The organism is Microcoleus sp. B9-D4 (genome assembly GCF_036705105.1).
Taxonomy (GTDB): domain Bacteria; phylum Cyanobacteriota; class Cyanobacteriia; order Cyanobacteriales; family Microcoleaceae; genus Microcoleus.
On record NZ_JAUBTS010000016.1, the window covers coordinates 39,939 to 64,640 of the forward strand.

The window sequence follows — 24,702 nt, forward strand, 5'->3', positions numbered from 1 at the left end:
CTCATTGATAGATCATACCGCACTTTCGCCAAAGTTATGTTTCTAAGTTAAGTAAATCGTACCGCAACTTCAACATCATACCTGATCCGAGTATCAATTGCCGCAGCAATAGCTCGCTCTTTCTCGAACCGCCTGTCTCGTCGGATCGCTAATTGACATCTTGAGCCGCCATCATTGCATTGATGTGGGTAAAGATACGATCTAATTCCCCAATGGCGTCGAGTTCCGCTACCTCTTCTGCCATTAGTTGATCTGCCTTTTTTTTCTCTAACAATTGTTCCCTGCGCTGTTGGAGCGATTCACTAAATTTTAACAACTTCCACCGCTCGACTTTTTTAATGCAAATCTCATGGATTAACGAGGAGGGTTTGTTGAGAATTGAAACCATTGTAGGCTCCGAGCTTCGGGTTTTAGGTAGTGACTAGATTATAGCTTTTATTCAATCTGGCAGATTTAATGCTCCAACCGAGAACCTTCAAATTACCGCCAAAACCAGTGACTTAAACAGCAAAACGGCGTTACAGTTCAAGTCGGATGATATTCATCCCTGCTTATTTGCCATCGCCATATCTTGCCTTCTTCAGGATCGTCCACCTCTGCAATGAACTTCATTCCCACTTTTTGCAACACCCTATTCGAGGCATTTTTTTCAGCTAAAGTGTGGGCGATGACTGCTTTAACCTCCTCGTGAGCGAAAGCATAATCGATCATTCCCTGTGCCGCCTCAGTTGCAAATCCGCGATTCCAATATTCGGAAGCAATTTCATAACCTATCTCTATAGTTCCCGACTCATCAGGTGAGCCTTTGAAACCTCCATTGCCGACAAGCACTTCATTTTTTGGATGAATAAAGAAGTAATTGCCCCAGTCAGTTGGAGGCGGATTGGATTCGCAAGATTCGTCAGCAGGGAGGGAAAAGGCTTCCGGGAAATGAGGCCAGCTATTAGGCACTATGACATTTAACATTGCTGCAAGCTCGCTTTTATTGCGTAACAAAGCTTCTACGTGAATCCTTTCGACGGGAAGTAGTTCAAAATTGTTAGTTTTAATCATTTTTATCCCTTGTTTAACCAAGTATTAAATAACACTAGAGACACTATCGAAACGCTGTTCTCGGAACCCTGGCGAGTTGGTAAGCACCCCGACTGTCCAACAATTGATATTGATTTTGCTGCAATCCTAATTCCACAAATTTCTCTGGATATCCCAGCAACAAAATAGAGGGAGAAGTTGGGTTTTTAGACTCTTTAATGTAGTCGATCGCCCTTCTGACAGCTCGGTAGTAAGTCACAGGCTCTTGGGTATAAAAAACCAGACTGGGTTTCCAGAAACCAACCATAATAAACTCTTCCCCTGGCAGTTTTTGTTGAACCGCAACCTGCGCTAACTGTCTCAGAGGTAGCTGGCGGTTGATATCGACCAAATTGTAGGCGGGAGTAAGACCAAAGATGATAAATGCTACTAACCCGATGAAGTTAGCAACCAAAATCCAGCGTTGTTGCCGCTGCCAAAGTAAAAGTCCGATCGCCACCGCTGTAATTATCCAAATCGTACCGCCTACAATCAGCAATCCCGACTGCTGAATTGCTTGGGGAAAATTGGGCATAGCCGGGTCGTCTCCGAGCCAGTTGTAGCAGTAGAAAGTTGCTCCGGCTATAATCAGTAAAAATATGACATTGAAAATGTATGTAACTAACAGCCCTCGCGGTAAAGAATTAGGTTTTTTTTCTAACTTTGCCCGCCTATTTTCTGGTTCGTTGCCTGCAATAATATCGCTCCACAGCAGCGTTACCAAAATCGCAGCGGCGGGGATTAAAGGCAATACATAACTGGGCAATTTTGTCACGGCGATCGTGAAAAAGCCAAAAATGCAGCCGAACCAAAATAGGGCAAATAAACTCAACTGAGTCGATCGCGGTTGACGGCGCCAGTAACTGCGCTGCCAAAAACGGGTGCGGGCGATCGCCACCGGCAAATAAATCGACCAAGGTGCAAAACCAACTAGCACTACAAAAAAGTAAAAATACCAAGGCGCCGAGTGCTTGTTGACTACTCCAGTAAAACGCTGGAAATTGTGATAGCCGAAAAAGCTGTCAATATAAGTTTGACCGTTGGCTAAAATAACGAAAATGTACCACGGCAGGGCGATCGCCAGAATAATCAAGATTCCAGACACCGGACGCATTTCGCGCCAAAGTTGCCGAAAATTTCCCAAATAAAGCCCGAAGCAGCCAACAATCAGCGCTGGGACGACAATTCCCACAGGCCCCTTAGCCAGAATTGCTAAGGCAATTAGTACGTAAAAAGTCAGATACCACTTATTAGGAAATCGGGAAGCGGAAACAGTGGAAAATTCTGCTTGTTCTCTCTGTTCTTCTAGAGTGTAACCGAGAAAAAATGCGAATAGTGCGGAACACATACAACTAACTAATAGCATATCGGAAACGCCAGTCCGTCCCCAGGCAATAGTTTGGGGATTTAAAGCTATTAGGGCAGCACCAATCCAGGGAGTAGAAAGAAAAATAGGAATACTAGGAGAGGGGGAGAGTGGGGGAGTGGGAGAGTGGGAGAGTGAGGGAGGAAAGACAGTTACATTCATCCGTGTATCCGTCTCCGAATCCGTGTCGTGCCCTTCTTCCTCCTTCCTTCTTCCTTCTTCCTCCTTCCTTCTTCCTTCTTCCTTCGATAGGGTATAAAATCCAAGGCAAGTCAGACCGATCGCACACAAAGCCGACGGAAGACGCACGGCCCATTCGTTAACGCCGAGAGTGCGGTAAGCCACCGCCATCAGCCAGTAAATCAACGGCGGCTTGTCAAACCTCGTTTCGCCGTTGAAATAAGGAGTGATGAAATCCCCTGTCACCGTCATTTGACGGGCGGCTTCGGCAAACAACGGTTCGGTTTCGTCAACTAAACCGATGTTGCCGAGATTCCACAAGAAACCTACCCAGGCGATCGCGCACAGCCATAAAAGCGATAGCAGCAAAGGTGCGATCCGGCGATTTCTAAACTCTGACAAACTTTTAATAACTTCCTTCACCCAAACTTCCTGCGATTTTAGATTTAAAATTTTAGCTCGCTTAGAGAGTCTACCGAAAGATTCGCATTCTCGAAACTCCCAACTCGATCGAATCTGGTTAAACAGAGATGTTACACCATTCTCAACAAGGCTTTTATGAACAGGCTTTCCGGCCTGTTCCACAAAATATAAATTTTCTTGTGGAACAGGCCGGAAAGCCTGTTCTTGAGAATGGTGCAAGATATCAGTTAAACAGAGATGTTGCACCATTCTCCACAAGGCTTTCATGGGCGGGCTCTCCTGCCCAACCCCTACTCCCCACAATAAAATTCACTCTTTGTGGAACAGGCCGGAAAGCCTGTTCTTGAGAATGGTGCGGCTATGTGAGGTTAAACTCACATAGCCGCACCATTCTCAACGAGACCGGATCAACCGGCTTTCTCGACCAAAATCTCGGCACCTGCAGCTAAGCGTTCACGGCTGCAAAATTAATTGCCATTCTCCGGCTGTGCTGTTCCAAGCGGGCGAGGGTGTCTCCCCGGCGACGTAAGGCCCCCAGTAGTGGCGAGAACCATCCTGAGCAAAAACCACTAAAATGTCTCCCCGTTTGACTTGTAACTTGCCCTCCGGCAGCGATAGCATCAGTCCCTTGCCGCCGCCTTCCCCCGGCGCAAAATCCCAGTGCGCGGGTTTGCCGTAGGATTCCTTGGCTGGCCGTTTCGACAGCAGGGCCACTCGCACTGGGTGTTCGCTGCGGTTGCTGACGCGCAGACTGCCGGTGGCTTTAGTATTTCCAGGGATTGAGGAAAGCAATTCCTCCTCTGACTGTCGGGGGGTTGGTGTTGAGTCGGGTTTGGGCTCGCTGGCGGTGTCTGCTGAAGCTGTCGCCACTGGGGAAACGGGGGGTATGGGGGGGAGTGCGGTGGCTTGTGAGGGCCAATCGCTCGACTGATTTGAACCGTTGGAGATAGTGATTTCAAAACGTCCTAGAAACATTCCTGTAATTAGGACGATCGACACTCCAATTACGATCTGGTAAATTTTAAGATTCATAAATTTAGGCTTAAAGGATAGACTGCACCCGCAATGAGTCTTAACTATTTTTAATGTAAAACCAGGGGCTGCTGTGCCACAAGATACAGTTACACTTAATTACTTGACCGTTCTCGGCTATAAGTCGCCGATCGCTCAATACCATCTTAGATGTTAAATTTGAGATTTTAGATGGCGACATACTGACCCCGGTAAGGATTTGCAGTGGGTGGGGAGGGGCATTTGTTGACTTATCGGTATAGCTTTTAAAACCAGTTGAAAAAAAGAGTGCCACTCTAGGCTCGTACTCCCAACCCCAATATTCATCAGTAATTCCGCCTCTCAAATCTCAAATCTCAAATCTCAAATGGTATAACTTTTATGCAGAATACCCGAATTAATCGATTAATTGATGTTCTGGGCGATCGCTTCCGAGGCTGGCTGAGCAATCCTTGGCGGCGGATTTCGCTTCTGCTAATTAGCCTGCTGTTCGGCACTTTTTTGGGAACAGCTATTTCGACGATCGCCGGACAATCTGCGGAGTGGGATATTATCGCAGCCGGGCTGTTGGTGTTGTTGACCGAGTTGGTGAACTGGCTGGTTTACGGTGGCCCGCGGTCTGTAGCCCGTTCTTTGTGGGTGGAGATGCTCAATGCTCTGAAAATTGGTCTGACTTACAATTTATTTGTGGAGGCTTTCAAACTTGGCTCTTAAAAACTTTTTGCATCGGCGCGGGTTTAGGATGAAATATTTGTCAGTTGCGGATAATATTTGTACAAAACCCGCCCTCGCATAGAGAGTTTTTAGGATATGGCTCGATCGACTGTAACCCCTGTTGAAATTTTACATCGGTGGCAAGCCGGCGTTAGCGGAGCCCTCGAAGAGGATCGCCCGTTAGCGAAGCCCTCGAAGAGGATCGCTCCCGACTTCGAGCACCTGGCTTTTTGGGAACTTGCAGATGATTTGCGATCGCGCGCTTTTGGCATTACTCCTGACAGTGTAGCCGATGTTGTCCGCCGCAAAACCGATTTATTCTTTTCTATTATTGACGAGCTGCATACTTTCCCCCTAAAGTCAACTATTTTCCTCGAAACTTTGTGGAATCTTTGGCTGCCGCTGGCAATGCAATTATCGACTGCCAAACAAAGTTTAAAGCGTCCTCTAATTCAAGGAATTTTAGGAGGGCAAGGAACGGGAAAAACTACTTTATGCCAAGTTTTAAGCCTGATTCTGGGAAAATTGGGATATTCTACTGTCAGCCTTTCTTTAGACGATCTTTACAAGACTTATGCCGATCGCCAACAACTCCAAAAAGCAGACCCGCGTTTAATTTGGCGCGGCCCCCCCGGCACTCACGATATTGACTTGGGAATCGCAGTTTTAGACAAGTTGCGCGCTTCTCAAACTCCCAGTTTAGCAGCAGTTGAGAATCCCAAATCTAATGCCATCAAACCGGATATAATTAAAAATATAGAAATTCCCAGGTTTGACAAATCTGCCTACGGAGGTGCAGGAGATAGAAGTCAACCCGAAATTATTTCCGGTGCGGATATTGTACTTTTTGAAGGTTGGTTTGTCGGCGTGAATCCAGTCGTTGAACCCAAATTGAACGAGTTTTTGGCGACTGCACCGTTTCCGATTTCCACAGAAAGCGACTGTCAGTTTGCGCGCGATATGAATGCGAAGCTGCACGACTATCTGCCGCTGTGGAACCGATTAGATCGGTTGATGGTTTTGTATCCCCAAGATTATCGCATTTCTCAAGTGTGGCGCAATCAGGCGGAACGGGAAATGATGGCTACGGGAAAGTCGGGAATGTCAGAAGCTGAAATTAATCGGTTTGTCGAATATTTCTGGAAAGCGCTGCATCCCGAGTTATTTATTAAGTCGATGGTGGAGGGCGATCGCGTGGATTTAGTAATTGAAATTATGAGCGATCGCACTGTCGGCAAAATTTGTCGGGCGATCGACTTAAAATTAACGCTTTAATGACACAACCTTGTTGTGTCCCTACTGTATTGCAGCTTTTAAGGACACAACTTTTTTATGTCCCTACTGTATTGCAGCTTATCGTGCACTCACTTGAGCATTCAGGAGTTATGCAAAAAGTGGTTTGACGCGCGAATTAGAGGGGTAAGGCGCGCCATAAGCACCCTACAATACAGAGGTTTTGCATCGAGGATTGAGAATTGCTAAATTAGCTGCCGGGAGTACCAAGATCGATCGCTTTCTGCATCAAATCGTCGCTAACTTCGCCCGGTGTACCTGCAGGCGTAATGTCGTGAGCCATCGAACGAAAATCAGCGGGATTGCCGCTTGTATCTGCAGGCTTTGCGATATCTTTAGGAGCAGGAATAGGAAATTTAGGTGCAGTTGCAGCGGCGGCAGCTTGAGCGCCGGCACCTGTGCGATCGATGTCACTAACGCTGAATTCTTTTGAAGCTTCGTAGTCTGCTGATACATCAACTGTCGGCAACTTTTGTTCTCCAGCTTCCACGCTTTCAGTGATCTGCTGAGCGTCAAAGCTTTCAGTGTTATTTGGTTCTGTATTGATTTGAGACATAGCCGACTCCTTGCTAGTTTTATTTAACAATTTACTGTATTTATTGTGATTCTATTTCGTTGCTTTTTCATCTACCCGTAGATGTATCGCGGGCTTCTATCTCAAGGCTGATTTATTCTAATGTGGCTGGTCAACATTACAGGATTTTCCTAAACTAATGTAACTATATGCAAGCTCCAAACCCATACATCATCTGTCCTTCTCAATTCTTTCATCTAAAATCTAAAATTTAAAATCTAAAATCGTATTACCTCTTCGGGATGGTGACTGGCACTTACAAATGTTGATATTTATATATTCTGAAAGCATTTTTAAGGCATTTTGTTTATGAACTCACCCGCCGCGACCCATCCTCACTCTCTCTCCAACGACACTCAAAACATCGTTCAGACAATCAACGGGTTGGGTACAGATGAAAAACTGGCGCTGCTCTACTTTGTTTATGAAAAAATGGGAGATTCAGTTACACCAGCAGCTCCCGCCGCTGCCGACCCACAATTAGCTCCCATGCTGCTGGATGATTTTTACAAGCTTTCCCATGACCAACAACTGAATATAATGCGAGGGATTGTCAACCGCGACGACACGCCGTATTCTCACGCTTACGGAGCTTTAACTGCTAACAATCAGTTGGTGGTTTGGTATGCTTGGGCTATTGGTATGGGGGAAACAATTGTCGATATTCCCGAAGGATATGAGGCAACTGAGGCGGTGAATGGCGTGTTGGGTCAAATCGAAGGTCTTGATTTTGAACAGCAAATTACAGTGCTGCGCGACGTAGCTAATAATATGGGCTACACCGATGTTAAACCAATTGCTACTCAGGCAGAAGTAGGGAAAACTTCTAGTCTTTAGATAAGAGTCTGCTGTTGCAACCTATCCTACACAAACTCTCCTCCTAGCAGAGAGGGACTCAAGAATAAAGGAATTACCCAAAACCTCTATATGTAGGGTGCGCCTCGGCGCATCCTACCGCTATAATTAGTAGGTAAAACTTTTTTTGCTCTTAGTCCTATTTATTCTTTCGTGTCTTAGAGAGGGACGAAAGTTTTTGTATGAGCCGTGAAAACCGGCTATTCTGATAAATAGAAAAAGGTTTTTACTCAGCAAATGAGTTTTTTAGGGTAAACTTTTCGCTGGAATTCCATGCGAAATGTCGAGCCTTTTTGGGGTTGACTTTCGGCAGTAATTGTGCCATTCATCATTTTGACTAAAGAGGCAGTAATCGCTAGTCCTAAACCGGTGCCTGGATATTTGCGAGTTGTGGTTTGGTCGGCTTGATGGAATTTGTCGAAAATGTGGGGAAGCTCGGTTTCACAGATGCCGATTCCTGTATCCCGAACGGTGATAATTAGCCGATCGCCCTTTAATTCCCGCACCTCAATGTAAATGCTGCCCTGATGCGTAAATTTAACCGCGTTGGAAACGAGATTGACCAAAATTTGCCGCAGGCGCAACTTGTCATTAACTATAAACTGATGCTGCAAGCACACGCTGACGGACAATGCCACATTCTTATCGGTGGCTTGATTTCCGAATTCCAAGGCGACATCCATTACTAAATGCGCTAAATCAAATTTTTCAATTTTTAATTCTGTGCGGCCACTCTCGATTTTGGAGAGGTCGAGGATATCGTTAATCAGCAGTAGTAGATTTTTGCCGTTATGTAAAATGCGCCCCACCATTTCGGTTTGCTGGGCGGTCAGCAGTTGTTTGTGCTGGCGCAGCAGCAATTGGGAAAAGCCGATAATCGAATTCATCGGAGTTCGCAATTCGTGGGACATAATGCCCAAAAATTGCGATTTTAACTTGGCTGCTTCTAGCAGTTCCAATTTTTGCTGTTGAATGCGTCGCCCCTGATTTTCCAGTTCTTCCTGCTGGCGAATTAGCAGCTCGTTTTGCAAGTCTAAAAGCTGTTCTTGCTTTTTTAATTTTTCGATCGCCAGTGCGTTGTTAATTGCCATCGCCGCTTGTTTTCCCATCACCGCCAGCAGTTGCTGAGTATGCCCGTCAATCGCCATGCTGTCTTTCCCGTTGCCGATGGCGAGCACACCCAAACGCCCGCTTGGCCCTGAATCGATCGCCGCTGCACAAGCCGCCGCCGGCAGCAAGCCTTTGCGGCACTCCGACCGCCACAGTACAGACTCTCCCGTCGCAAATGCTTTCCACAGCAGCTTGTTTTGCACGTGCGGGGTTTTGCCCCCACCAAAGTTTTCCGTGCCCCCGACAGCGCTGAGTTTGAGACCGCTGCAATCGGACTCCAGAAGAGCAACTAGGCAAAATTCCGCTCCTGCGATCGCCTCCACAGTCGCGTCCGCGATGGCTTGCAACAATTCATTCCAATTACCCGCGCGCTGGCTCAATATATTTGTAAACTGCTCTATCACCTGTAACTCCCCCCCAGCCTTTATTACCGTCCGGGCTTGGCACCATTTTTCATCTTTGAAGTTAGCTTCCGAGCGCGCTTGATGGCGCCAAAACTCTGGTTCTGCTTGGGGCTCGGGTTGAGTTTGTTCGATCGGCTCCATATCTGTGTAGGTTCCCACCCACTCCAAAACTTCCTGACTGTCCGGGTTAGCAGGCCCTCCTTTTGCCACGTTCCAGCGGTAAGTGCCCTCTCGCGTCTGCAGACGAAATATAATTTCGTAGCTTGGCGGCGGGAACTTAGAACTGTGCGATCTCGCCAATAGACGAGGGCGGTCTTCTGGGTGGACGCGCGCCAGATACCCGAAACCCAAAGCTTCTGCTGCTGGTACCCCGGTGTACTCCTCCCAGCGCTGACTGAAATAAGTCGCCCAGCCGTCGGCATTTGTTTTCCAAACAATGTGAGGAATTGCCGACCACAGGCGATCGTCCTGAGTTTCGCAGTCGCCAACTTGGGGTTGGGGCGATGTTATTTCAGATACTTTGTGTAAGATTTCCGAGTCGGAAAACTCCGAGGGAAAAGACTTATTGCCGTGATACTGAGTCATAACAGGTTATATAAATAAGCGTTGGACTAGAGCCCTAACACCGATTAAAGACTCGTGCTGCTAGCTTTATTGATTTTGAGGGCCCAAGTGCATCAAAATTTTTTATACTTTAAATTTATCTGGGTAGTGGTATCCTTACCTCTATCAACGGGCGGACAATGAGATAATTCAGTTAAACTATTGAAACATTGAGAGCTTACCTGTCCCGATCTGGCTCGTGCAGGCATCGCCGCAAAATAACTTAAAAATTAACTTGCATTCTTGGCGGCTGCATGAGTATGCTTGAAAATGATGTGCAGCCTGTAAAACCCTAAATCAGGACACATTCTCAAATTTACTCAGTTTAGCTGAGTCAGTTGACGATATTTTAAAAGTTTAGAGGACTATTGGAAGAAAGATGAGTAAAATTCGCGTTGCTTTGGTAGAAGACCATGACCTGACAAGAGTCGGCATCCGCACAGCTTTACAACAGCGTGACACGATAGAAGTTGTGGGGGATGCAGCTAACGCTACAGAGGGATTGAAACTGCTTCAGTCTTCAAAACCTGACGTGGCAATTGTAGACATTGGCTTGCCGGATTTTGATGGCATTGAACTTACACAAAAGTTCAAGAAATCGGTAGCGGAGTCCGATCCCGATACAAAAATTTTGATTCTGACTTTTCAGGACAATGAAGAAGAAGTTCTGGCAGCTTTTGCCGCCGGAGCTGACTCTTACTGCATGAAAGATATTAGCTTCGATCAGTTATTAGATGTAGTAAAAGTAACTCACGAAGGTAACTCTTGGATCGATCCCGCGATCGCCCGTATCGTCCTGAAACAAGCTCGCACTCAGGAACCCGCGCCGGAAGAACCGAAGACTGAGGGCAAAAGAGTCACAATTAAGGCAGCCGAACCCGAGTTTAGTCACATCATTGAGACTTACCCTTTAACCGAGCGGGAATTAGAGGTTTTGGAACTGATCGTACAGGGTTACAGCAATGCTGCAATCGCCGAAAAGCTTTACATTACTGTCGGTACAGTCAAGACTCACGTCCGCAATATTTTGAACAAGTTGTGCGCTGATGACCGCACTCAGGCAGCCGTTCTCGCCCTGCGTTCTGGCTTGGTTGGATGAAGCGTTATCATCAGGCAAAATCAAGTTAAAAGTAGGGTGCGCTGGGCGCACCTTACCGTCACTGATTAAGGGTGTGCAGTGCACACCGACTAACTAATTGTTACCAAAAAATTAGGGTAGGCAGTGTGCACCAGCCCACGAATTGTTTATTGTTAAAAAAAGTTAAAATTAAAAGCCGGATCTATCCCAGTACAGATATTTTTTTAAATCATTTAACCAGTAAATCTACCTTAAGATAGATGTTAAAAAACTCTCCTGTTACTAATACTTATTGTTGAGCGATCCCCAGTTAGATAAATTTCGATCGCACTGCCGATATTGCGCGATTTCACTTCATAAAAGGCAGAGACAGAGGCCAGATTACGATACTTTTAGGAAGAGTTAAGCCTTAAAGAAATTATATCCGTAGAGTGATGCTGAGTTCGCTTAAATTTGCGAAATTAAAAGTATCAACTGCTACTGAAATATTTTAGAAAGAGGTATTATGGCCGCCCCAATTGAATTCAAGTTATTTGCTCCCTACAACAAAGGAGCTGCCTTGATTGGATCTTTTTCTAATTGGGAAGATATTCCGATGGAAAAGGACGAAGAAGGTTATTTCCGCACGCGAGTTGAGTTGGAGGATGGCGTTTATCAATACAAATTCCGCGTTCAGTCGAAAAGCTGGTTTCTGGAAGCAGATCAGTGGGTAGATGTGGTAGATCCCTACGCCACTGATATCGACGATCCTACTCAAAACGGCATTGTTCGGATCAAAGATGGCGATCGCATTATCGATACCTATGTTTGGAAACACGACGATAAACCGCTACCGGCCGATCGCGAATTAGTGATTTACGAAATGCACATTGCCGACTTTTCCGGTGGCGAAGATGATCCCTTCGCCCGCGGCCAGTACAAGCACGTCGTCGAAAAACTCGATTACCTAGTCGAACTCGGCATCAATGCGATCGAACTCATGCCCCTCAAAGAATACCCAGGCGACTACAGTTGGGGCTACAACCCCCGCTACTTCTTCGCTGCCGAGTCCAGCTACGGAACCACAGAAGAACTCAAAAACCTGATAGACGAGTGTCACGGGCGCGGGATTCGCGTCATCATGGACGGGATTTACAACCACTCGGAAGCGTCGAGCCCCCTCACTCAAATCGATCACGATTATTGGTATCACCACGAACCCCGCGATCCAGATAACAATTGGGGCCCGGAATTTAACTACGAATTCTATGACGAAAACCTAGGAACTTTCCCGGCGCGCAGATTTGCTGGCGATACAGTCCGCTTCTGGATTCAAGAATATCATCTCGACGGCATTCGTTTCGACGCGGCGCGACAAATTGCTAACTACGATTTCATGCACTGGGTAGTTCAAGAAGCCAAAAATGCCGCCGGCCCCAAACCTTTTTATACCGTTGCCGAATACATTCCCGACGAGCCCAGCATCACTAATCTAGACGGGCCGATGGACGGCTGCTGGCACGACAGTTTCTATCACTCCATAATTCCACAACTCTGCGGGGACAATTTTGATTTAGAACGCCTCAAAGAGGTAATCGACTGCAAGCGGCAAGGTTACTTGGGTGCGACGAATGTAGTCAATTATTTGAGCAATCACGATCACGATCGCATTTTTGCCGAATTGGGCTCGCGCGGAATTTTGGATGAAGCCGCCTTCAAGCGGGCAAAGTTGGGAACCGTGCTGTTAATGACAGCAGTTGGCGTGCCCCTAATTTGGATGGGCGAAGAATTTGGCGAATACAAAGCCAAAACCATTGAGCAATCTAAAATTGACTGGACGCTGCTAGGAAATGACCTGAATAAAGGTTTGTGGGAATACTACAAAGGCTTGATTCACCTGCGTAAAAATAACCAAGCACTTTACACAGAAAACATCGAGTTTTTCCACGAAGACCCTGACTCGAAAGTTTTTGCTTACACTCGCTGGAACGATGAAGGTTCGAGAGTTGTAGTAGTGGCGAATATGTCGGAAAATTATCTGGCAGGTTACAGCGTTCCCCACTTCCCGGCCAACGGAACTTGGCACGAATGGACGGGGAATTATGATATTGAATCTGGCGATGACAATATTATGATTGACTTGCCGGAATACGAAGCGAAAGTGTTTGTTTGGCAGTAATATCATTTCCGGTTACACCGGAATGATGTTGACTGTTGACTGTTGACTGTTGACTGTTCACTGTGAGTCAACAATCAACAGTCAACAATCACGGACGGTGCAACCAGAATCGATATTATTTCCCAGATTGATTTTCTAGGCACAATTGGGTTATAGCCGCCGCCGGTATTGGTTTGCTAAAGAAGTAACCCTGACCCATATCGCACTGATGCGAGTGCAAAAACGCCAACTGTTCTGCTGTTTCCACTCCCTCAGCAATCACCTGTAAATTCAGGCCCTGTCCCAAGGCGATCGCCAGTTTCACAATAGTAGCACCGTTGCTGCCCGTCACCAAATCGGCCACAAAGGATTTGTCTATTTTTAAATTATTGAGGGGAAAGTTTTTCAGAGACCACAGCGAAGAATAACCAGTGCCAAAATCGTCCAGAGAAATGTGAATTCCCATGTCCTGCAACTGCTGCAATACCGACACCGTAAAGCTCACGTCTGTCATGGCAATGCTCTCGGTAATTTCTATTTCTAAATACTCGGGATTTAACTTGGTTTCTGATAAAATTTCAGCGATGATTTGTACCGTGTGAGGTTGCAGAAACTGGCGGGCTGATAAATTCACCGCTATCCGCATCGGCGGCAATCCCAGTAACTGCCACGCTCGATTTTGCAAGCAAGCAGTCCGCATCACCCATTCGTCAATTTGGCAGATTAATCCTGTTTCCTCAGCTAAGGGAATAAATCGATCTGGAGGAATCAAACCGCGTTCGGGATGCTCCCAGCGAATCAGAGCTTCCATGCCCACTATTTTGCCAGTCTTTAAATTTATTTGCGGTTGATAGTACAGGACAAACTCAGATTTTTTTAGAGCTTTGTAAAGATGATTTTCTAAGTTAAGATCCTCGGAGACTTTACTGCCGATCGCCTGCGTGTAAAACTGATAATTATTGCGACCTTTCTGTTTAGCTTTGTACATCGCAGCATCAGCATTTTTCAGCAAAGTTTCTGCATCTTCTCCATCATAAGGAGCCAACGCAATTCCCAAGCTAGCCTTAATATAAAGTTCCAGACCCTCAAAATCAAAAGGACTGCTTAAACTCTGGATAATTAGCTTGCAAATTTTAGTTGCTTCCTCCGGGGTGTTGATATTGTACAGCAGCACAGTAAATTCATCTCCGCCCCAACGAGCCATCGAATCCCCGACGCGCAAACAGTTAGTCAAACGCCTAGATACACTTTGCAGCAACAAATCGCCCACAGGATGACCGAGAGTATCGTTAACATTTTTAAATCTATCTAAATCTAGAAAGATTACCGCCAGCATTTCTCCATTTTGGTGAGCGCTAGCTAAAGCTAAAGACAGCCTTTCATTAAACAGTAATCTATTAGGTAAACCAGTTAAGGGGTCGTGAGAAGCTTGATGTCGGATCATCGCCTCTACACGCCTCTGCATTACAGCCATGTACAGGTGAGTTCCTAAAGATTGTGCTAGCTTCTGTTCCTCGCTGCTCCACTTTTGAGCTTCGCCGGTTTTGATTTCTTTCCAAGCTGCAAAGGACTGTCGGGGACGATCGTTCCGGGTGTCCGAACTGCAACGGCCCGCCCACAAAATTTCGGTTTGTATAGGGCTGCGAAAAACGGTGAGACAGCCGATGCACTGTTGGCGATATTGCAGCGGTACTGCCAAAAATGATCGAATGGAAGCTGCGACTAAATTGGCAGATACAGATTTAAGTTGAGGTTCTTTAGAAATATCGGAAATTGCGTACAAGTGCGGTACGAGAAAACTGGAAATATTGGTGTCAATTGAGCTGTAATGCTGGGAATAGAGATTTTCAAAAATACCTAATTGGGTTTTATGATTAGCAGTTTGTGCTGGATCGTCTTGGTTTGCCCTCCACATAATCTGCTGCCAAAATGGGCTGAGTTCCAGGTCGATGTCCGCGGGCTGCTGGCCACAGGTATAAAGCAAAGCGGGTCGATCGCCAAACTCGGCTGCAATGTAGAGTCGCCCTCCCGAACCACGCAAATGCTTGACAGTTTGTTCGAGAACTGCTTTCCGAATTTCGTTTAGTTCCAGAGGAGAATGCAGCAAACTGGTAATTTGGTTGATAACGGCTTCGTCACGCGCTTGCTGTCTAGCTTGACTCAGCAGAAAAGATTGGGCGATCGCAATTGAAAGTTGATCCACAAGCAATTGCACCATTTTCAATTCTCGATCGCTAAACCGTTTCGGTTGGCTATGGTGAGACACCAACAGCCCCCAAAGGTGATTTTGATGCAAAATCGGCACCGTCAGAGAAGAACGTGCCCCCATAGCCTTCAGATATTCAGCGTGACAAGGGTCTACAGGACGATAGGTAATATCTTCAACTGCTAAAGTTTTACCGGTTTCGGGACAATCTAACCGATTAATTGTTTGATGCTGCAATTCCACATCTACAATCACTCGCTGCCGCGCTTTGAGAAACATTTCCCGAGCACTCTGGGGAATGTCGCCTGCTGGAAAGCGCAAACCCAGCATAGATGGTAAATTGTCGCCGTTGATGGACTCAGCAATTACCTCACCGCTACCGTCGGTCTCAAAGCGATAAACTTTTACTCGATCGCTCTCTAAAAAGCTGCGGATTTCTCGGGCAGTTGTCGTCAAAATCTCTTGGAGTTCTAAAGAGTTGCGGATGCGATTGGTAATTCGATTGAGTAAAATCTCTTGTTCTAAAGTCGATCGTGACATTTGTGTAACTTTGGTGCGGGTCATGCCTTTTGATCTCCCGGGCTGTTGACAGCATTTTTGCGAGCCACAGTCTTAACTTGCCCTGTATTATACATTACAATACTTTCGTTCCGTCTAGGGGCTTGACCCAACCCAAGAGCGCGAAACTCTGTTTCTGGGGATATTTCCACTTTTTAGACAAATTTCAGTGATAAACCGGGTTTTTCACAGCACTTACAAGGCAAGGAAAGAGCAATCAGAAAATTAGTGAGGACGAAAGTCCGAGCGAGTTCGATCAAACTTTAGTCCTCACTACAAAGCAATTGCAGAGCTACCAGACAAAAGGTATTAGAGAAACCGGGTTGAGCAACCAGTATTCTGCCCTCTGGAGGGAGAATACTGGTTGCTCAACCCGGCTGGTAAGTATTTATACTTTAAAAGGTCTCGTTAAGCCGACTCCCAAATTTCCCGAATTCTGTCCGGCAAAAAGCCAGCTATTTCCTGAATTCGCTCCTCGGACAGCTCATCCTTCGTTGCCGAAAATACAGCGGCGATCGCAGTTTCCGGTTTTACTCCTGAAGGAAGTGCGCCTTCTAGTTCCACCCTCCGTGCAAACAAATTGCCATCGATCCCCCAAGGTGCAGGCTCGCCGGTCAAAGGTTGACGCACCCGGCTGAGCAATCCCACCAGCGGATTGGTATCTTTCCAGAGGTCTGCTATTTCTTGTTGCAGGGTTTTGTCATCCGTAGGCAAAACTTCTTTGTGCAATTCAGATTCCACGTGCTCGATGGCTTCTTTTGTCATCACATCGCGCATGACCCGGTACACTATTTCGGTAATGTCGCGGGCATCAAAAATATCCTCCAAGTGACCGTTTACCATCACTTTTTCCAAAAACGGCATATCCTTTGAAGCGATAGGAACTGCCGATCCTTCGTGGTGGAGCGACCTCGGAGGATTCGTCTCCATTTTGTCTAACAGTTTGCGGCCTTTTTCGGTTAAATCAGCTTCTTGAAATGCGACTAAAGGCGGCAATAACTCAGCTCCTCCGTAAGGATCTCCACTAAACTGAGCTTTGATAAAGTCCCTTTGGTTGAGGTAGTCCAAATGACCGAGCAATTCTGCTTCCGCCACCTTGTGACCGACATATTCTTCCGCTGCGTTCCTAATTTCCGACTCTCCCCTGCCGTTGCCGCTGCCAATCTTTTTGAGCAAAATGTAAGTCAGGTCGTCTCTGATTGGAATTGTCATTAAAACCTCCTAGGTTAATATCCGGTAAAGCTCATGTAAAAACAGAATCTTTTTACTGGCTTAAATTGTGATCATTACTACTTAAAAACATTGAAGTCTAAAGTAGAGTAATCAAGTATCTCTCAGCAGGTGGAAGTTATTAAAATTAAGTATCGGTTATAATCTTCCTTTAGGTAGATCCTTGTAAGGGAACCCATGTCTAATGTGGTTAATATCCTAAAAAGCTGTCGCCACTATTGAATGCTATTAAGCGAGGATGCTTTATTGGTAAGATTTTTCGTATTTATTGCGTATTTTTACCAAGGCTGACGCACCAAGAGGGCCTCAGTTGGTAATTGGCGCTGGGAGAGGTAGAATTAAGCAGATGCTATGGAATGAATCAACTGCGGTCGTTTTTGCCCGCAGCTTGTAGCGATATTGTATCGGCTTAGACCAAAAACTGGTCATGGGAGAGCTACAAATACGAGCCAATCTGTGTCAAGTGCCGCAGCGCCACTTGAAGAATGCCTCGGGGACAATTTTTTTGATCGTTTCGATCGGCATTTATGAACTACCCTAATTGGAACAATAAATTGGAATCCTCGTCTTTTATTAGCGGTCAACCCCCGGTTGACAAGCGTCCTTTAGTGTTGGCTGTAGACGACAATCCAGACAACTTAGAGCTGCTGACACAAATACTCGATTTATTCGGCTGCGAGTGCGTGGGAGCAGTTGACGGGTACGCAGCTCTTTCCGCAGCAGTCGATCGACAGCCCGACCTAATCGTACTCGACATTTGCCTGCCCGATATAGACGGTATGGAAGTAGTAAAGCGCGTCCAACAAAACCCCGCTATCAGACATATTCCGATTGTTGCTATCACAGCACTAGCAAAACCAGAAGACCGCGCTCGCATTCTCGAAGCAGGCTGCGTGGAATACCTTTCCAAACCTTTTAACATCAAAGATTTAGAAACAGTTATCCGCCAGCACCTCAACTCTCAAATGGTTTTGGTTGAGTTTTAGATTTATAATTAGAATCACGAACTTGAGGTGCAGAGTCCAAAATTGCGATCGTTCCAGTGCGGCCTGTCTCCAAGGTCGCATCGCGGAGCAAATCAGTAACTCCCACGCCCAAAACCTTTTGGATTAATTCTTTCAGTGGCAATTCCAGAACTGATTCTAATTGTGTCCGCACCTGCAACGCCAAATCTTCCTGACCGTTCTGAGCCAGCAGTTTTTCGGGTTGAGTAAGCCCATTTTCGACAACTATTATCAATTTGTTATCCAAAAGATTGCAGAGCGCCTGACTCGTTGGGTGTCCGAGTTGAGAGCGGTACAAAGCTTGAATTCCCTGCGAAAGAGTCCGTTCTAATTTCCCCCGAGTAGGTTCTAAGGTTTCCCCTGTCATATTTTTTATTGAAAGCATGATAGATAAAAAAGACAGTTAGCAGTTAACAGTTAACAGTTAACTGCTAACTGTTATAAATAACGGCGCGTTAGCCGACAGTAACTTGATTAGTTTCCACCCCAGTTGCACCCTTAACACCTTTAGCAATTGTCACCAACTTGTTGACAATTTCCTGACTGGGAACTGTACCTTTGAGAACCACCGTAGTGCCAAGTTGAGCCACATAAACAGTCTCAATATCCGCAACATCTGGATTTGCATCGAAAGCTTGAGCCACCCGTTTAGCTAAACCGCTTTGATCGTATTCTCCATTCAAGCCCATGCGTTCCGGCGGGATTGTCTGAGCGCTCGCAGCAGGTTGAGCTTGAGCTTGAGATTGAGCTACAGGTGCTTGGTAAGCAGGAGCGTCAACAGTTTCTTGATTTTCAAGTTTTTCTAAACCAAACAATCTTTTTAGCCAGCCCATAGAGTTTGTCCTCCGACAAAGTTTGTGTTAATTGACGTGTTAATTGACCTGTTAATTCACGGTTGGCAAGTCGCCCTGTAATTGTTATTCTCAATACCAGGAATTACGATCGCACTCTTGGATGGAGAAACCGAGTTTTTTTACAAAAAAGTATCGTTACAGCCATCCACCCCGGTATAAAAACCCGGTTTGTTGAGTTGGGTGCGCCCATCCTAAATACAATTTACTGTTGTACAACTGTGCCGATCATCTGCCTGGAGACATAATTCTCCCGCTCTCAAACAAATACTTGCGCTGACCATTCCGGCAAATCAAACTTAAACCCTTCTTCCCCAACTTCTACGATTTTGTTGTACATCCACTCGTGCCAAGTTCCCAGCCGGAAACTTAGGAATGCTGTTACCAGATAGATAATTATCCGAAAAATTAGCGACAACTACTGCTCGCATTCCCTCATCGCTCCAGCGGTAATAAGCCAGCACTTTGGCTTCGGGATTTTCGTGGATGAATTCAATATTTTCGGTATAAAGTGCCGGCAAATGTTGCCGCAGCCGAATCACGTGTTTGTAGTATTCCAACAACTCATGATTGGGCTGATTTTTCAACAAAGACCATTGCAGTTTATTCGGCTGGTTCGGAGTTTGCTGAGTAGATTGTCCAAACTCTTCGCCCATCCACAGCATCGGTATTCCTACTGCTGTGACTAACAAAACCGGGCGTTGCTGATTTATGGTATGAAAGGCTAAATATCCAAGTCATAGAAACCAGTATCTACAAAGCTTCGGGATTTTCAACTTATTTTTTTTCCTACCCTGATTAAGCAACGCCCTGAATTTTAGTGCGGAAATAACCTTTGTGATCTTTTTATCTTTTTATAACGGAATTTCTGCCCATTGAGAAAAGGAGCCGAGCAGTGTAGCTGCTTTGTTGTTGGAAGCGAAGAGTTTGAATTCAATTGCACCGGCTATGAATACCTTGTTTGCAGAACTTATAAGTGTGATTAGTATTGATTTTTACAATTTGGCAGATTGGTCGCCATCGTTGTTAAGAGTTAACCCTGTAACTCTTATGTTGTAACCTGTACAGTGGGCAGCCGGAGGATTTAGTAGTAGACACTACGCACCAGCACGCGGAGGCCAGATTTAAATCAAAAATGTAGTTAAAGTAACTAAAAATTATTAAGCGCTGTTTATGAAAAGTAATTTAACTTTTGATAAGTAGATAAATCGTGGTGAACATTTAACATTGGTAACTAAAGAAACATTTTTTAGCCGATAGGAATAATACCGTAGAAAGATGTAATTTTATGCGGAAAGAGCGAGGATGGGCTTGTAATTATAGGGCAAGGGAAACCAGAACCATGAATCCTTTATTCAACTGGGTTTTCCCGCGACTTTAAGGCAAGTTTGAGCCGAGAATAGCAATGATTATTTTTGCTTATGTCTTGGCAGCACTTGTTTTATAGTTTGTGACTGGCAAACTTTGTAGAACCTTTCATCAGCTTTAACGACTGCTGCTACCTCAGTAATTGGTAATTGGTGAAAATCTCATTCGTCCCTGTTACCCGTTAGATATTCCGAGCAGTGGCTCTAAAGCTCTAAAAGTTTAATGTGGGATGTTGGCGAATTACCGTTACTGTAAAACTCTGGAGTGTTAAAAATGCTAAAACAAATGTGTTGGTTGCCCCGACTCGGAGGCAATGGAGAAAAGATATTGCACTTGCGTACCGATGCCCGTCAGGCGTGGCGGCCTTATACAGCTTTTCCGCAGTTCGCTGTATCCGACTACCGGGAACCGGGCGGTTCTAAGGGATGGGCAACATATCAGAAACTGAGAACTCAAGGGTGGAATTTAATATCGACCGCAGAAGGGCAGCAGTCGATTTTTGGCGAACAGAAAAGTGCTTAAAAAACCCGAAACCGCAGCAATAAAAGAAGAGGCAAAATCCTCTTCTTTTTATTACTTTTGGAGACAGAAACTGGGTTGTTAACCATCTTACTTGGTAGAATGGCTAAGGTGTGCAGTGCTCACCTTACATAATTTTGAGATGTTTGCCAGTAGCAAGTAAATTAGGCGATCGCCCTTTCTCTCTCTGCTGTAGTTGCTACGTTATGGAGCACCGGCTGGCGAGTTTTTAAGTTAAACCGGTATCCGTGGGGGAGGATGTGCAACTTGGCGCCGCAAATCGCTAAAGCCTCATCCTTCAACAGTCCATCTACATTGTCGTGGAGTTTTTCCGACTCGTCGATGACAGTTACAGCGCTTTCGCCAATGACTTCCAACTCGTCACCGTGGACTAAAATAGCTGTATTTTCGTCAATACCAAATCCCAACACGGCAGGTTGCAGCAAGAGTGCCGAAACTAAGCGTCCCAGACGACCTCGCTGGGCGAAATGCTGGTCGATGACAACTCCCGGAAGGAAACCCATTCCTGGGCCCATTGCTACCACATCAACGCGGGGATTTGTCTCGGAGTCTCCTTCAATAATCATCATGTCTGGCATCATTGCCGCGCCGGCACTGGTGCCCCCAATGATCATCCCTTCAGAGTAGCGTTTGTGCATAGCTGCGTCGAGTTTTGTGTCTTTCAAGCAGCTAATAATCCGCGCTTGATCTCCGCCGGTAAAGAATATGCCAGTGGCTTGTTCGATCGCTTCTAAATAATCTGGATTGCTGGCATCTTCGGGTCTCTGGGTGTCAACAACTCGCACATCTTCAGCGCCAAGTCGCTCAAACACTCGGATATAATTATCTCCTACTTCTCCCGGCAGGCTTGTTGCAGCCGTCATCACTACAATGCGGGCTTTAGTGCCTCCGGCGCAGCGCAAGAATTCCCGCAGAATTTTGCAGTCCCCCTCTTTGTCTTCCGCGCCACCAATAATTAGCAACTTCCCCTGAATTTCGTTGCTCGCCATATTATCTCCACTTTTAATTTATTAAATTTCACTAAAACACAAAATTCCTTTTTCCGAAAACTGCCAAAAGGTATATATAGATACCAAAAAAAATTCAGGCTTCTACCACTCTAGGACGCACACAGCAAGGGTGATATGGGAGTTTACTCATCCTCGATGATCGACAAAACAAACTTACCCCCCCTAACAGGAGATAGGGGGGGTCAACCAATGAGCTTAAATTACAGGACTGACGCGCGCGCGGTGATCAATCCGGTTTCTGATCCGCTTCTTCGCTAATCCTCCTCTGATTGCTCGTAGAAATCGGATTGATGAGCGTAAGTCCTCAATTAGTCCGATCGCCCGTTAGTGCGATCGCTCGATCAAATTGCTCAATATGGTACTCGCCCGTTCTAAAGGGAGGTGCCTGGGTTTGCCGTTCCAGACAATTTGATATTCGTTGCTGTTTTGACCATCGCCGTAGCCAGAAATTAGCTTCCGGTGAAATGCTTCCTCAGCTAAGTGGTGAACTTTGTCCCTGAGAGCAGTTTGTGCGATTTTCATAATTTGCTGCCTCTTAAATTTTCTTTCACTGTCATAAACAATTATAAGTACAGAGTGTACCTCTCAAAAGTTATAGCTTTTTTTTGGGAGGGGGGAAAGAAGTAGTCATTAGTCATAAGTGCTTAGTCATCAATGCTTAGTTACCAATGCTTAGTCATCAATGCTTAGTCATCAATACTTAGTCAGATGTTGAAGGAAGAAGGAATATTTTCCCACTCTCACCCTCACCCCCTCTCCCCATCTCCCCTACTCTCCCACTCCCCCTTTCGGGCAATACTCAAGGCAGAAGTGGTCGGAGTATTTGTCTCACTGTTGGAATATCTATGCCCGCAGGTAGTATCCCATGCACCGACTATAAAGTTACCGTAAAAAATTAGCTCAAAGGAGGTTAGAAAATGCTGCAAGAAAAAAGCACCGAAACAGCCCGCGTCAATGCTCGAAAAACCGATATTTTTGATGTTTTCAACTTCAAACACTATATCGGGCCCAACCCTTATTTAGACACCGCCGCTTTAGTTTTTGATTTAGCGGTGACGGGGGCGAGCGAACCTTTGCCGATCGCACATTACCAGGAAATTATTGGCGAGCGCTACCCGCAACTGCTGCACGAAACTTTCTCGAACCATGCCCAACTGTTCGGCCGTACCGCCTCAGAAGTAGGAAAACTCGACATGGGTTTGCACTTCCAACACTGGAACATCAAGCCGTTTTCTCAGTTTAACAGAATCAGCATAGAAGCACTTCACGCCCGCACGGCCAGAGCAGTAGTGTACGCAGTTTGGGATTGGTTTGAAGCCATCAATCAAAATCAAGACTTTCCCTTGGAATCACAAATGGGGGCGCTGCAAAATATGTTCCGGCAGTCAGTTTACGGAGGCCCGACAGTTTATTCGTTAATGCGATCGGCATCCCAAAAAGGCATTCCCGCATTTTATTTGTGGGATGAAGGACTAATGCAATATGGGTACGGCAAAAAACTGGTTCGCGGCTCTGCAACTACCTTTGATTCTGACAGCCACTTAGACTCAGATTTTACCACGCGCAAAGACGATTGTAAAGCTTTTCTCGCTACATTAGGATTTCCTGTTCCCAAAGGCGATATAGTCTCCACAGAAAGCGGAGCTCTGGCAGTTGCTAAAGACATTGGCTACCCAGTTGCTATCAAACCAGTAGTCGGTCATAAAGGAATTGGCGTAACAGCAGATGTCCGAGATGGTGAGGAATTGCAAGCCGCTTTTAAAAGAGCTGTTAAGGCAATTCCCGAAACAGAACCGGTGCGAATAATTGTGGAAAACAGCATCAAAGGATCGGATTTTAGGATGTTGTGCGTTGACGGCAAATTTGTTTCGGCCACTGAACGCCGACCCGCTTGGGTAACAGGTGATGGCGACTCAACAATTCGGGAATTAATCCGCCGTGAAAACCGCAAATCCCAACGTTTGGATACGCCAACTTCGGCCCTGAGCAAAATTCAGTCCGACGAAGCGATGGAAATGTATCTGGCAGAACAAGGGCTGTCATTGGATAGTGTCCTGGAGCGCGATCGCATTGTGTATCTCCGCAAAGTCGCTAATCTTTCCGCAGGCGGCGTCAGCATCGACGCTACCCGCAATATTCACCCGGATAACATTGTTTTGGCTCAAGATATCGCCCTACATTTTCGGTTAGCTTGTTTGGGGGTTGATGTGGTAACAGAAACTCTCGCCAAATCTTGGAAAACAGGCAATTTTGGGATTCTCGAAATCAATGCCGCGCCGGGAATTTTTATGCACCTCAACCCGGCTGTCGGCGAAGGTGTTGATGTGCCTTCCCATATTATCGAAACTTTCTTTGACTCGGGCAAATCCGCCAGAATTCCGATTATTACTTTCAACAGAATTTCGGTGCACGATCTGCAAGAAACAATCGACCACATTCTCTTGCAGCATCCCGATTGGACGATCGGTGCTGTTTGTCGCGGGGGACTTTTTGTTAACCGTTCTGAGAAAGTTTTGAATAATAGTTACAATCTTAACGTGCAAAGTTTGCTGCGGAATCCCAAGCTCGATTTGTTAATTGCTGAATATCCCGGAAATATTTTGGAAGCTGAGGGAATGTTTTATGGGGGGAGCAATATGGTGGTGCTGGACAATCCGGGGGAAACTGAGATGATGTTGGTCAGAGAAAGCACTGATGACGATACTGTTGTGATGAGGCAAGGAAATAGTATTTCTCTTCGCCGCCAAGGGTTGATCGAACAGTATACTCTGGGGGATGATGAACCGTTTACACGGGTTTATTTGAAGGAAATAGGGACTGTTTTGTAAGCTGTTCCACCTTTAAGTTGGCTTTGTAGGGCGGGTATTGAGTACCCGCCCTAAGCTGTGTTGCATCTAGATTGCCTATGGTATTAGAGAGGGAGAGGGGGAGAAGAGGAGAGGGGGAGAGGATTTGACGATTTTTGATCGGGACTCGAAATATACAATTTAAATGCACAACAGCTTACCAGATCAAGGCTTTTTCTTGTTCCCCGGTTCTTCCGGGGCAGGAAGTTGGGAAGGCCCAGATGGGAACTGGCTTCGTTACACTTAGTTACAATTGGTTTCTTCGTTACA

Annotated in this window: 21 protein-coding genes; 8 read left to right on the forward strand and 13 right to left on the reverse strand. The window is 45.9% G+C overall.

What is annotated here, in order from left to right:
* Window positions 1-148: 148 nt before the first annotated feature.
* From QUB24_RS12390 to QUB24_RS12405, 4 genes are all read right to left on the reverse strand, one after another.
* Window positions 149-388 carry a hypothetical protein gene (locus QUB24_RS12390; RefSeq protein ID WP_333153451.1) on the reverse strand — a complete coding sequence of 80 codons (240 nt, stop codon included), beginning with the start codon at window positions 386-388 and terminating at the stop codon, window positions 149-151.
* Between the two features lie 137 nt (window positions 389-525).
* Entirely contained in the window at window positions 526-1,053 is a 528-nt protein-coding gene (locus QUB24_RS12395) for a GNAT family N-acetyltransferase (protein WP_333153452.1), read from the reverse strand.
* Between the two features lie 43 nt (window positions 1,054-1,096).
* Entirely contained in the window at window positions 1,097-3,307 is a 2,211-nt protein-coding gene (locus tag QUB24_RS12400) for a glycosyltransferase family 39 protein (protein ID WP_333153453.1), read from the reverse strand.
* Between the two features lie 186 nt (window positions 3,308-3,493).
* Window positions 3,494-4,072 carry a hypothetical protein gene (locus QUB24_RS12405; RefSeq protein ID WP_333153454.1) on the reverse strand — a complete coding sequence of 193 codons (579 nt, stop codon included), beginning with the start codon at window positions 4,070-4,072 and terminating at the stop codon, window positions 3,494-3,496.
* A 360-nt stretch (window positions 4,073-4,432) separates the two neighbouring features.
* Between QUB24_RS12405 and QUB24_RS12410 the strand changes: the two genes are divergently transcribed.
* Entirely contained in the window at window positions 4,433-4,765 is a 333-nt protein-coding gene (locus tag QUB24_RS12410; protein WP_333153455.1) for a DUF565 domain-containing protein, read from the forward strand.
* Window positions 4,766-4,861: 96 nt separating this feature from the next.
* Window positions 4,862-6,040: a glycerate kinase gene (locus tag QUB24_RS12415; protein WP_333153456.1), complete on the forward strand. Its 1,179-nt coding sequence runs from the start codon at window positions 4,862-4,864 to the stop codon at window positions 6,038-6,040.
* 208 nt (window positions 6,041-6,248) lie between these two features.
* Here the strand turns inward: QUB24_RS12415 and QUB24_RS12420 are convergent, their stop codons facing one another.
* Window positions 6,249-6,614 (reverse strand): hypothetical protein, encoded by a 366-nt coding sequence (locus QUB24_RS12420; RefSeq protein ID WP_333153457.1) that lies wholly within the window; start codon window positions 6,612-6,614, stop codon window positions 6,249-6,251.
* Window positions 6,615-6,941: 327 nt separating this feature from the next.
* Between QUB24_RS12420 and QUB24_RS12425 the strand changes: the two genes are divergently transcribed.
* Window positions 6,942-7,469 carry an orange carotenoid protein N-terminal domain-containing protein gene (locus QUB24_RS12425; protein ID WP_333153458.1) on the forward strand — a complete coding sequence of 176 codons (528 nt, stop codon included), beginning with the start codon at window positions 6,942-6,944 and terminating at the stop codon, window positions 7,467-7,469.
* Between the two features lie 248 nt (window positions 7,470-7,717).
* Here the strand turns inward: QUB24_RS12425 and QUB24_RS12430 are convergent, their stop codons facing one another.
* The gene (locus tag QUB24_RS12430; RefSeq protein WP_333153459.1) at window positions 7,718-9,586 is read right to left on the reverse strand and encodes a PAS domain-containing sensor histidine kinase; all 1,869 of its coding nucleotides are present in this window, start codon (window positions 9,584-9,586) and stop codon (window positions 7,718-7,720) included.
* A 397-nt stretch (window positions 9,587-9,983) separates the two neighbouring features.
* Between QUB24_RS12430 and QUB24_RS12435 the strand changes: the two genes are divergently transcribed.
* Together QUB24_RS12435 and QUB24_RS12440 are read left to right on the forward strand one after the other, a co-directional pair.
* Complete coding sequence (locus QUB24_RS12435; protein ID WP_333153460.1) at window positions 9,984-10,703, forward strand: response regulator transcription factor; 720 nt, start codon at window positions 9,984-9,986, stop codon at window positions 10,701-10,703.
* A 484-nt stretch (window positions 10,704-11,187) separates the two neighbouring features.
* Entirely contained in the window at window positions 11,188-12,840 is a 1,653-nt protein-coding gene (locus QUB24_RS12440; protein ID WP_333153462.1) for an alpha-amylase family glycosyl hydrolase, read from the forward strand.
* A 115-nt stretch (window positions 12,841-12,955) separates the two neighbouring features.
* On the opposite strand, the gene QUB24_RS12445 is transcribed toward QUB24_RS12440, so the two are convergent.
* Window positions 12,956-15,589, reverse strand: coding sequence for an EAL domain-containing protein (locus tag QUB24_RS12445; protein ID WP_333153463.1), 2,634 nt, complete (start codon window positions 15,587-15,589; stop codon window positions 12,956-12,958).
* 402 nt (window positions 15,590-15,991) lie between these two features.
* Window positions 15,992-16,795, reverse strand: coding sequence for a DUF2267 domain-containing protein (locus tag QUB24_RS12450; protein ID WP_333153464.1), 804 nt, complete (start codon window positions 16,793-16,795; stop codon window positions 15,992-15,994).
* Between the two features lie 545 nt (window positions 16,796-17,340).
* Between QUB24_RS12450 and QUB24_RS12455 the strand changes: the two genes are divergently transcribed.
* On the forward strand, window positions 17,341-17,799 hold the full coding sequence (locus QUB24_RS12455; protein WP_333153465.1) for a response regulator: 459 nt from the start codon (window positions 17,341-17,343) through the stop codon (window positions 17,797-17,799).
* Here QUB24_RS12455 and QUB24_RS12460 read toward each other — a convergent pair.
* The 3 genes from QUB24_RS12460 to QUB24_RS12470 form a co-directional block, all read right to left on the reverse strand.
* A complete protein-coding gene (locus tag QUB24_RS12460; RefSeq protein WP_333153466.1) occupies window positions 17,768-18,184 on the reverse strand; it encodes a DUF2294 domain-containing protein in 417 nt (138 codons plus the stop codon). The genes QUB24_RS12455 and QUB24_RS12460 overlap by 32 nt on opposite strands.
* An 88-nt stretch (window positions 18,185-18,272) precedes the next feature.
* Window positions 18,273-18,650, reverse strand: a complete 378-nt coding sequence (locus QUB24_RS12465) for a BON domain-containing protein (RefSeq protein WP_333153467.1) — start codon at window positions 18,648-18,650, stop codon at window positions 18,273-18,275.
* 317 nt (window positions 18,651-18,967) lie between these two features.
* Window positions 18,968-19,360: a hypothetical protein gene (locus QUB24_RS12470; protein WP_333153468.1), complete on the reverse strand. Its 393-nt coding sequence runs from the start codon at window positions 19,358-19,360 to the stop codon at window positions 18,968-18,970.
* 949 nt (window positions 19,361-20,309) lie between these two features.
* Between QUB24_RS12470 and QUB24_RS12475 the strand changes: the two genes are divergently transcribed.
* Window positions 20,310-20,558, forward strand: a complete 249-nt coding sequence (locus QUB24_RS12475; protein WP_333153469.1) for a hypothetical protein — start codon at window positions 20,310-20,312, stop codon at window positions 20,556-20,558.
* 161 nt (window positions 20,559-20,719) lie between these two features.
* Here the strand turns inward: QUB24_RS12475 and QUB24_RS12480 are convergent, their stop codons facing one another.
* The gene (locus QUB24_RS12480; RefSeq protein WP_333153470.1) at window positions 20,720-21,565 is read right to left on the reverse strand and encodes a cyanophycinase; all 846 of its coding nucleotides are present in this window, start codon (window positions 21,563-21,565) and stop codon (window positions 20,720-20,722) included.
* Between the two features lie 345 nt (window positions 21,566-21,910).
* On the reverse strand, window positions 21,911-22,108 hold the full coding sequence (locus tag QUB24_RS12485) for a hypothetical protein (protein ID WP_006632734.1): 198 nt from the start codon (window positions 22,106-22,108) through the stop codon (window positions 21,911-21,913).
* Between the two features lie 395 nt (window positions 22,109-22,503).
* On the opposite strand from QUB24_RS12485, the gene QUB24_RS12490 reads away from it, so the two are divergent.
* Window positions 22,504-24,414, forward strand: a complete 1,911-nt coding sequence (locus tag QUB24_RS12490) for an ATP-binding protein (protein WP_333153471.1) — start codon at window positions 22,504-22,506, stop codon at window positions 24,412-24,414.
* Window positions 24,415-24,702: the final 288 nt, after the last annotated feature.

What these genes read in the sequence shown, in the direction of transcription:
- QUB24_RS12390 (WP_333153451.1), bottom strand. Translation starts at nt 388, where the DNA reads ATGGTTTCAATTCTCAACAAACCCTCCTCGTTAATCCATGAGATTTGC.
- QUB24_RS12455 (WP_333153465.1), top strand. Translation starts at nt 17,341, where the DNA reads ATGAACTACCCTAATTGGAACAATAAATTGGAATCCTCGTCTTTTATT.
- QUB24_RS12430 (WP_333153459.1), bottom strand. Translation starts at nt 9,586, where the DNA reads ATGACTCAGTATCACGGCAATAAGTCTTTTCCCTCGGAGTTTTCCGAC.
- QUB24_RS12465 (WP_333153467.1), bottom strand. Translation starts at nt 18,650, where the DNA reads ATGGGCTGGCTAAAAAGATTGTTTGGTTTAGAAAAACTTGAAAATCAA.
- QUB24_RS12490 (WP_333153471.1), top strand. Translation starts at nt 22,504, where the DNA reads ATGCTGCAAGAAAAAAGCACCGAAACAGCCCGCGTCAATGCTCGAAAA.
- QUB24_RS12460 (WP_333153466.1), bottom strand. Translation starts at nt 18,184, where the DNA reads ATGACAGGGGAAACCTTAGAACCTACTCGGGGGAAATTAGAACGGACT.
- QUB24_RS12405 (WP_333153454.1), bottom strand. Translation starts at nt 4,072, where the DNA reads ATGAATCTTAAAATTTACCAGATCGTAATTGGAGTGTCGATCGTCCTA.
- QUB24_RS12420 (WP_333153457.1), bottom strand. Translation starts at nt 6,614, where the DNA reads ATGTCTCAAATCAATACAGAACCAAATAACACTGAAAGCTTTGACGCT.
- QUB24_RS12400 (WP_333153453.1), bottom strand. Translation starts at nt 3,307, where the DNA reads ATGAAAGCCTTGTGGAGAATGGTGCAACATCTCTGTTTAACTGATATC.
- QUB24_RS12440 (WP_333153462.1), top strand. Translation starts at nt 11,188, where the DNA reads ATGGCCGCCCCAATTGAATTCAAGTTATTTGCTCCCTACAACAAAGGA.
- QUB24_RS12435 (WP_333153460.1), top strand. Translation starts at nt 9,984, where the DNA reads ATGAGTAAAATTCGCGTTGCTTTGGTAGAAGACCATGACCTGACAAGA.
- QUB24_RS12480 (WP_333153470.1), bottom strand. Translation starts at nt 21,565, where the DNA reads ATGGCGAGCAACGAAATTCAGGGGAAGTTGCTAATTATTGGTGGCGCG.
- QUB24_RS12395 (WP_333153452.1), bottom strand. Translation starts at nt 1,053, where the DNA reads ATGATTAAAACTAACAATTTTGAACTACTTCCCGTCGAAAGGATTCAC.
- QUB24_RS12485 (WP_006632734.1), bottom strand. Translation starts at nt 22,108, where the DNA reads ATGAAAATCGCACAAACTGCTCTCAGGGACAAAGTTCACCACTTAGCT.
- QUB24_RS12450 (WP_333153464.1), bottom strand. Translation starts at nt 16,795, where the DNA reads ATGACAATTCCAATCAGAGACGACCTGACTTACATTTTGCTCAAAAAG.
- QUB24_RS12415 (WP_333153456.1), top strand. Translation starts at nt 4,862, where the DNA reads ATGGCTCGATCGACTGTAACCCCTGTTGAAATTTTACATCGGTGGCAA.
- QUB24_RS12445 (WP_333153463.1), bottom strand. Translation starts at nt 15,589, where the DNA reads ATGACCCGCACCAAAGTTACACAAATGTCACGATCGACTTTAGAACAA.
- QUB24_RS12425 (WP_333153458.1), top strand. Translation starts at nt 6,942, where the DNA reads ATGAACTCACCCGCCGCGACCCATCCTCACTCTCTCTCCAACGACACT.
- QUB24_RS12410 (WP_333153455.1), top strand. Translation starts at nt 4,433, where the DNA reads ATGCAGAATACCCGAATTAATCGATTAATTGATGTTCTGGGCGATCGC.
- QUB24_RS12475 (WP_333153469.1), top strand. Translation starts at nt 20,310, where the DNA reads ATGCTAAAACAAATGTGTTGGTTGCCCCGACTCGGAGGCAATGGAGAA.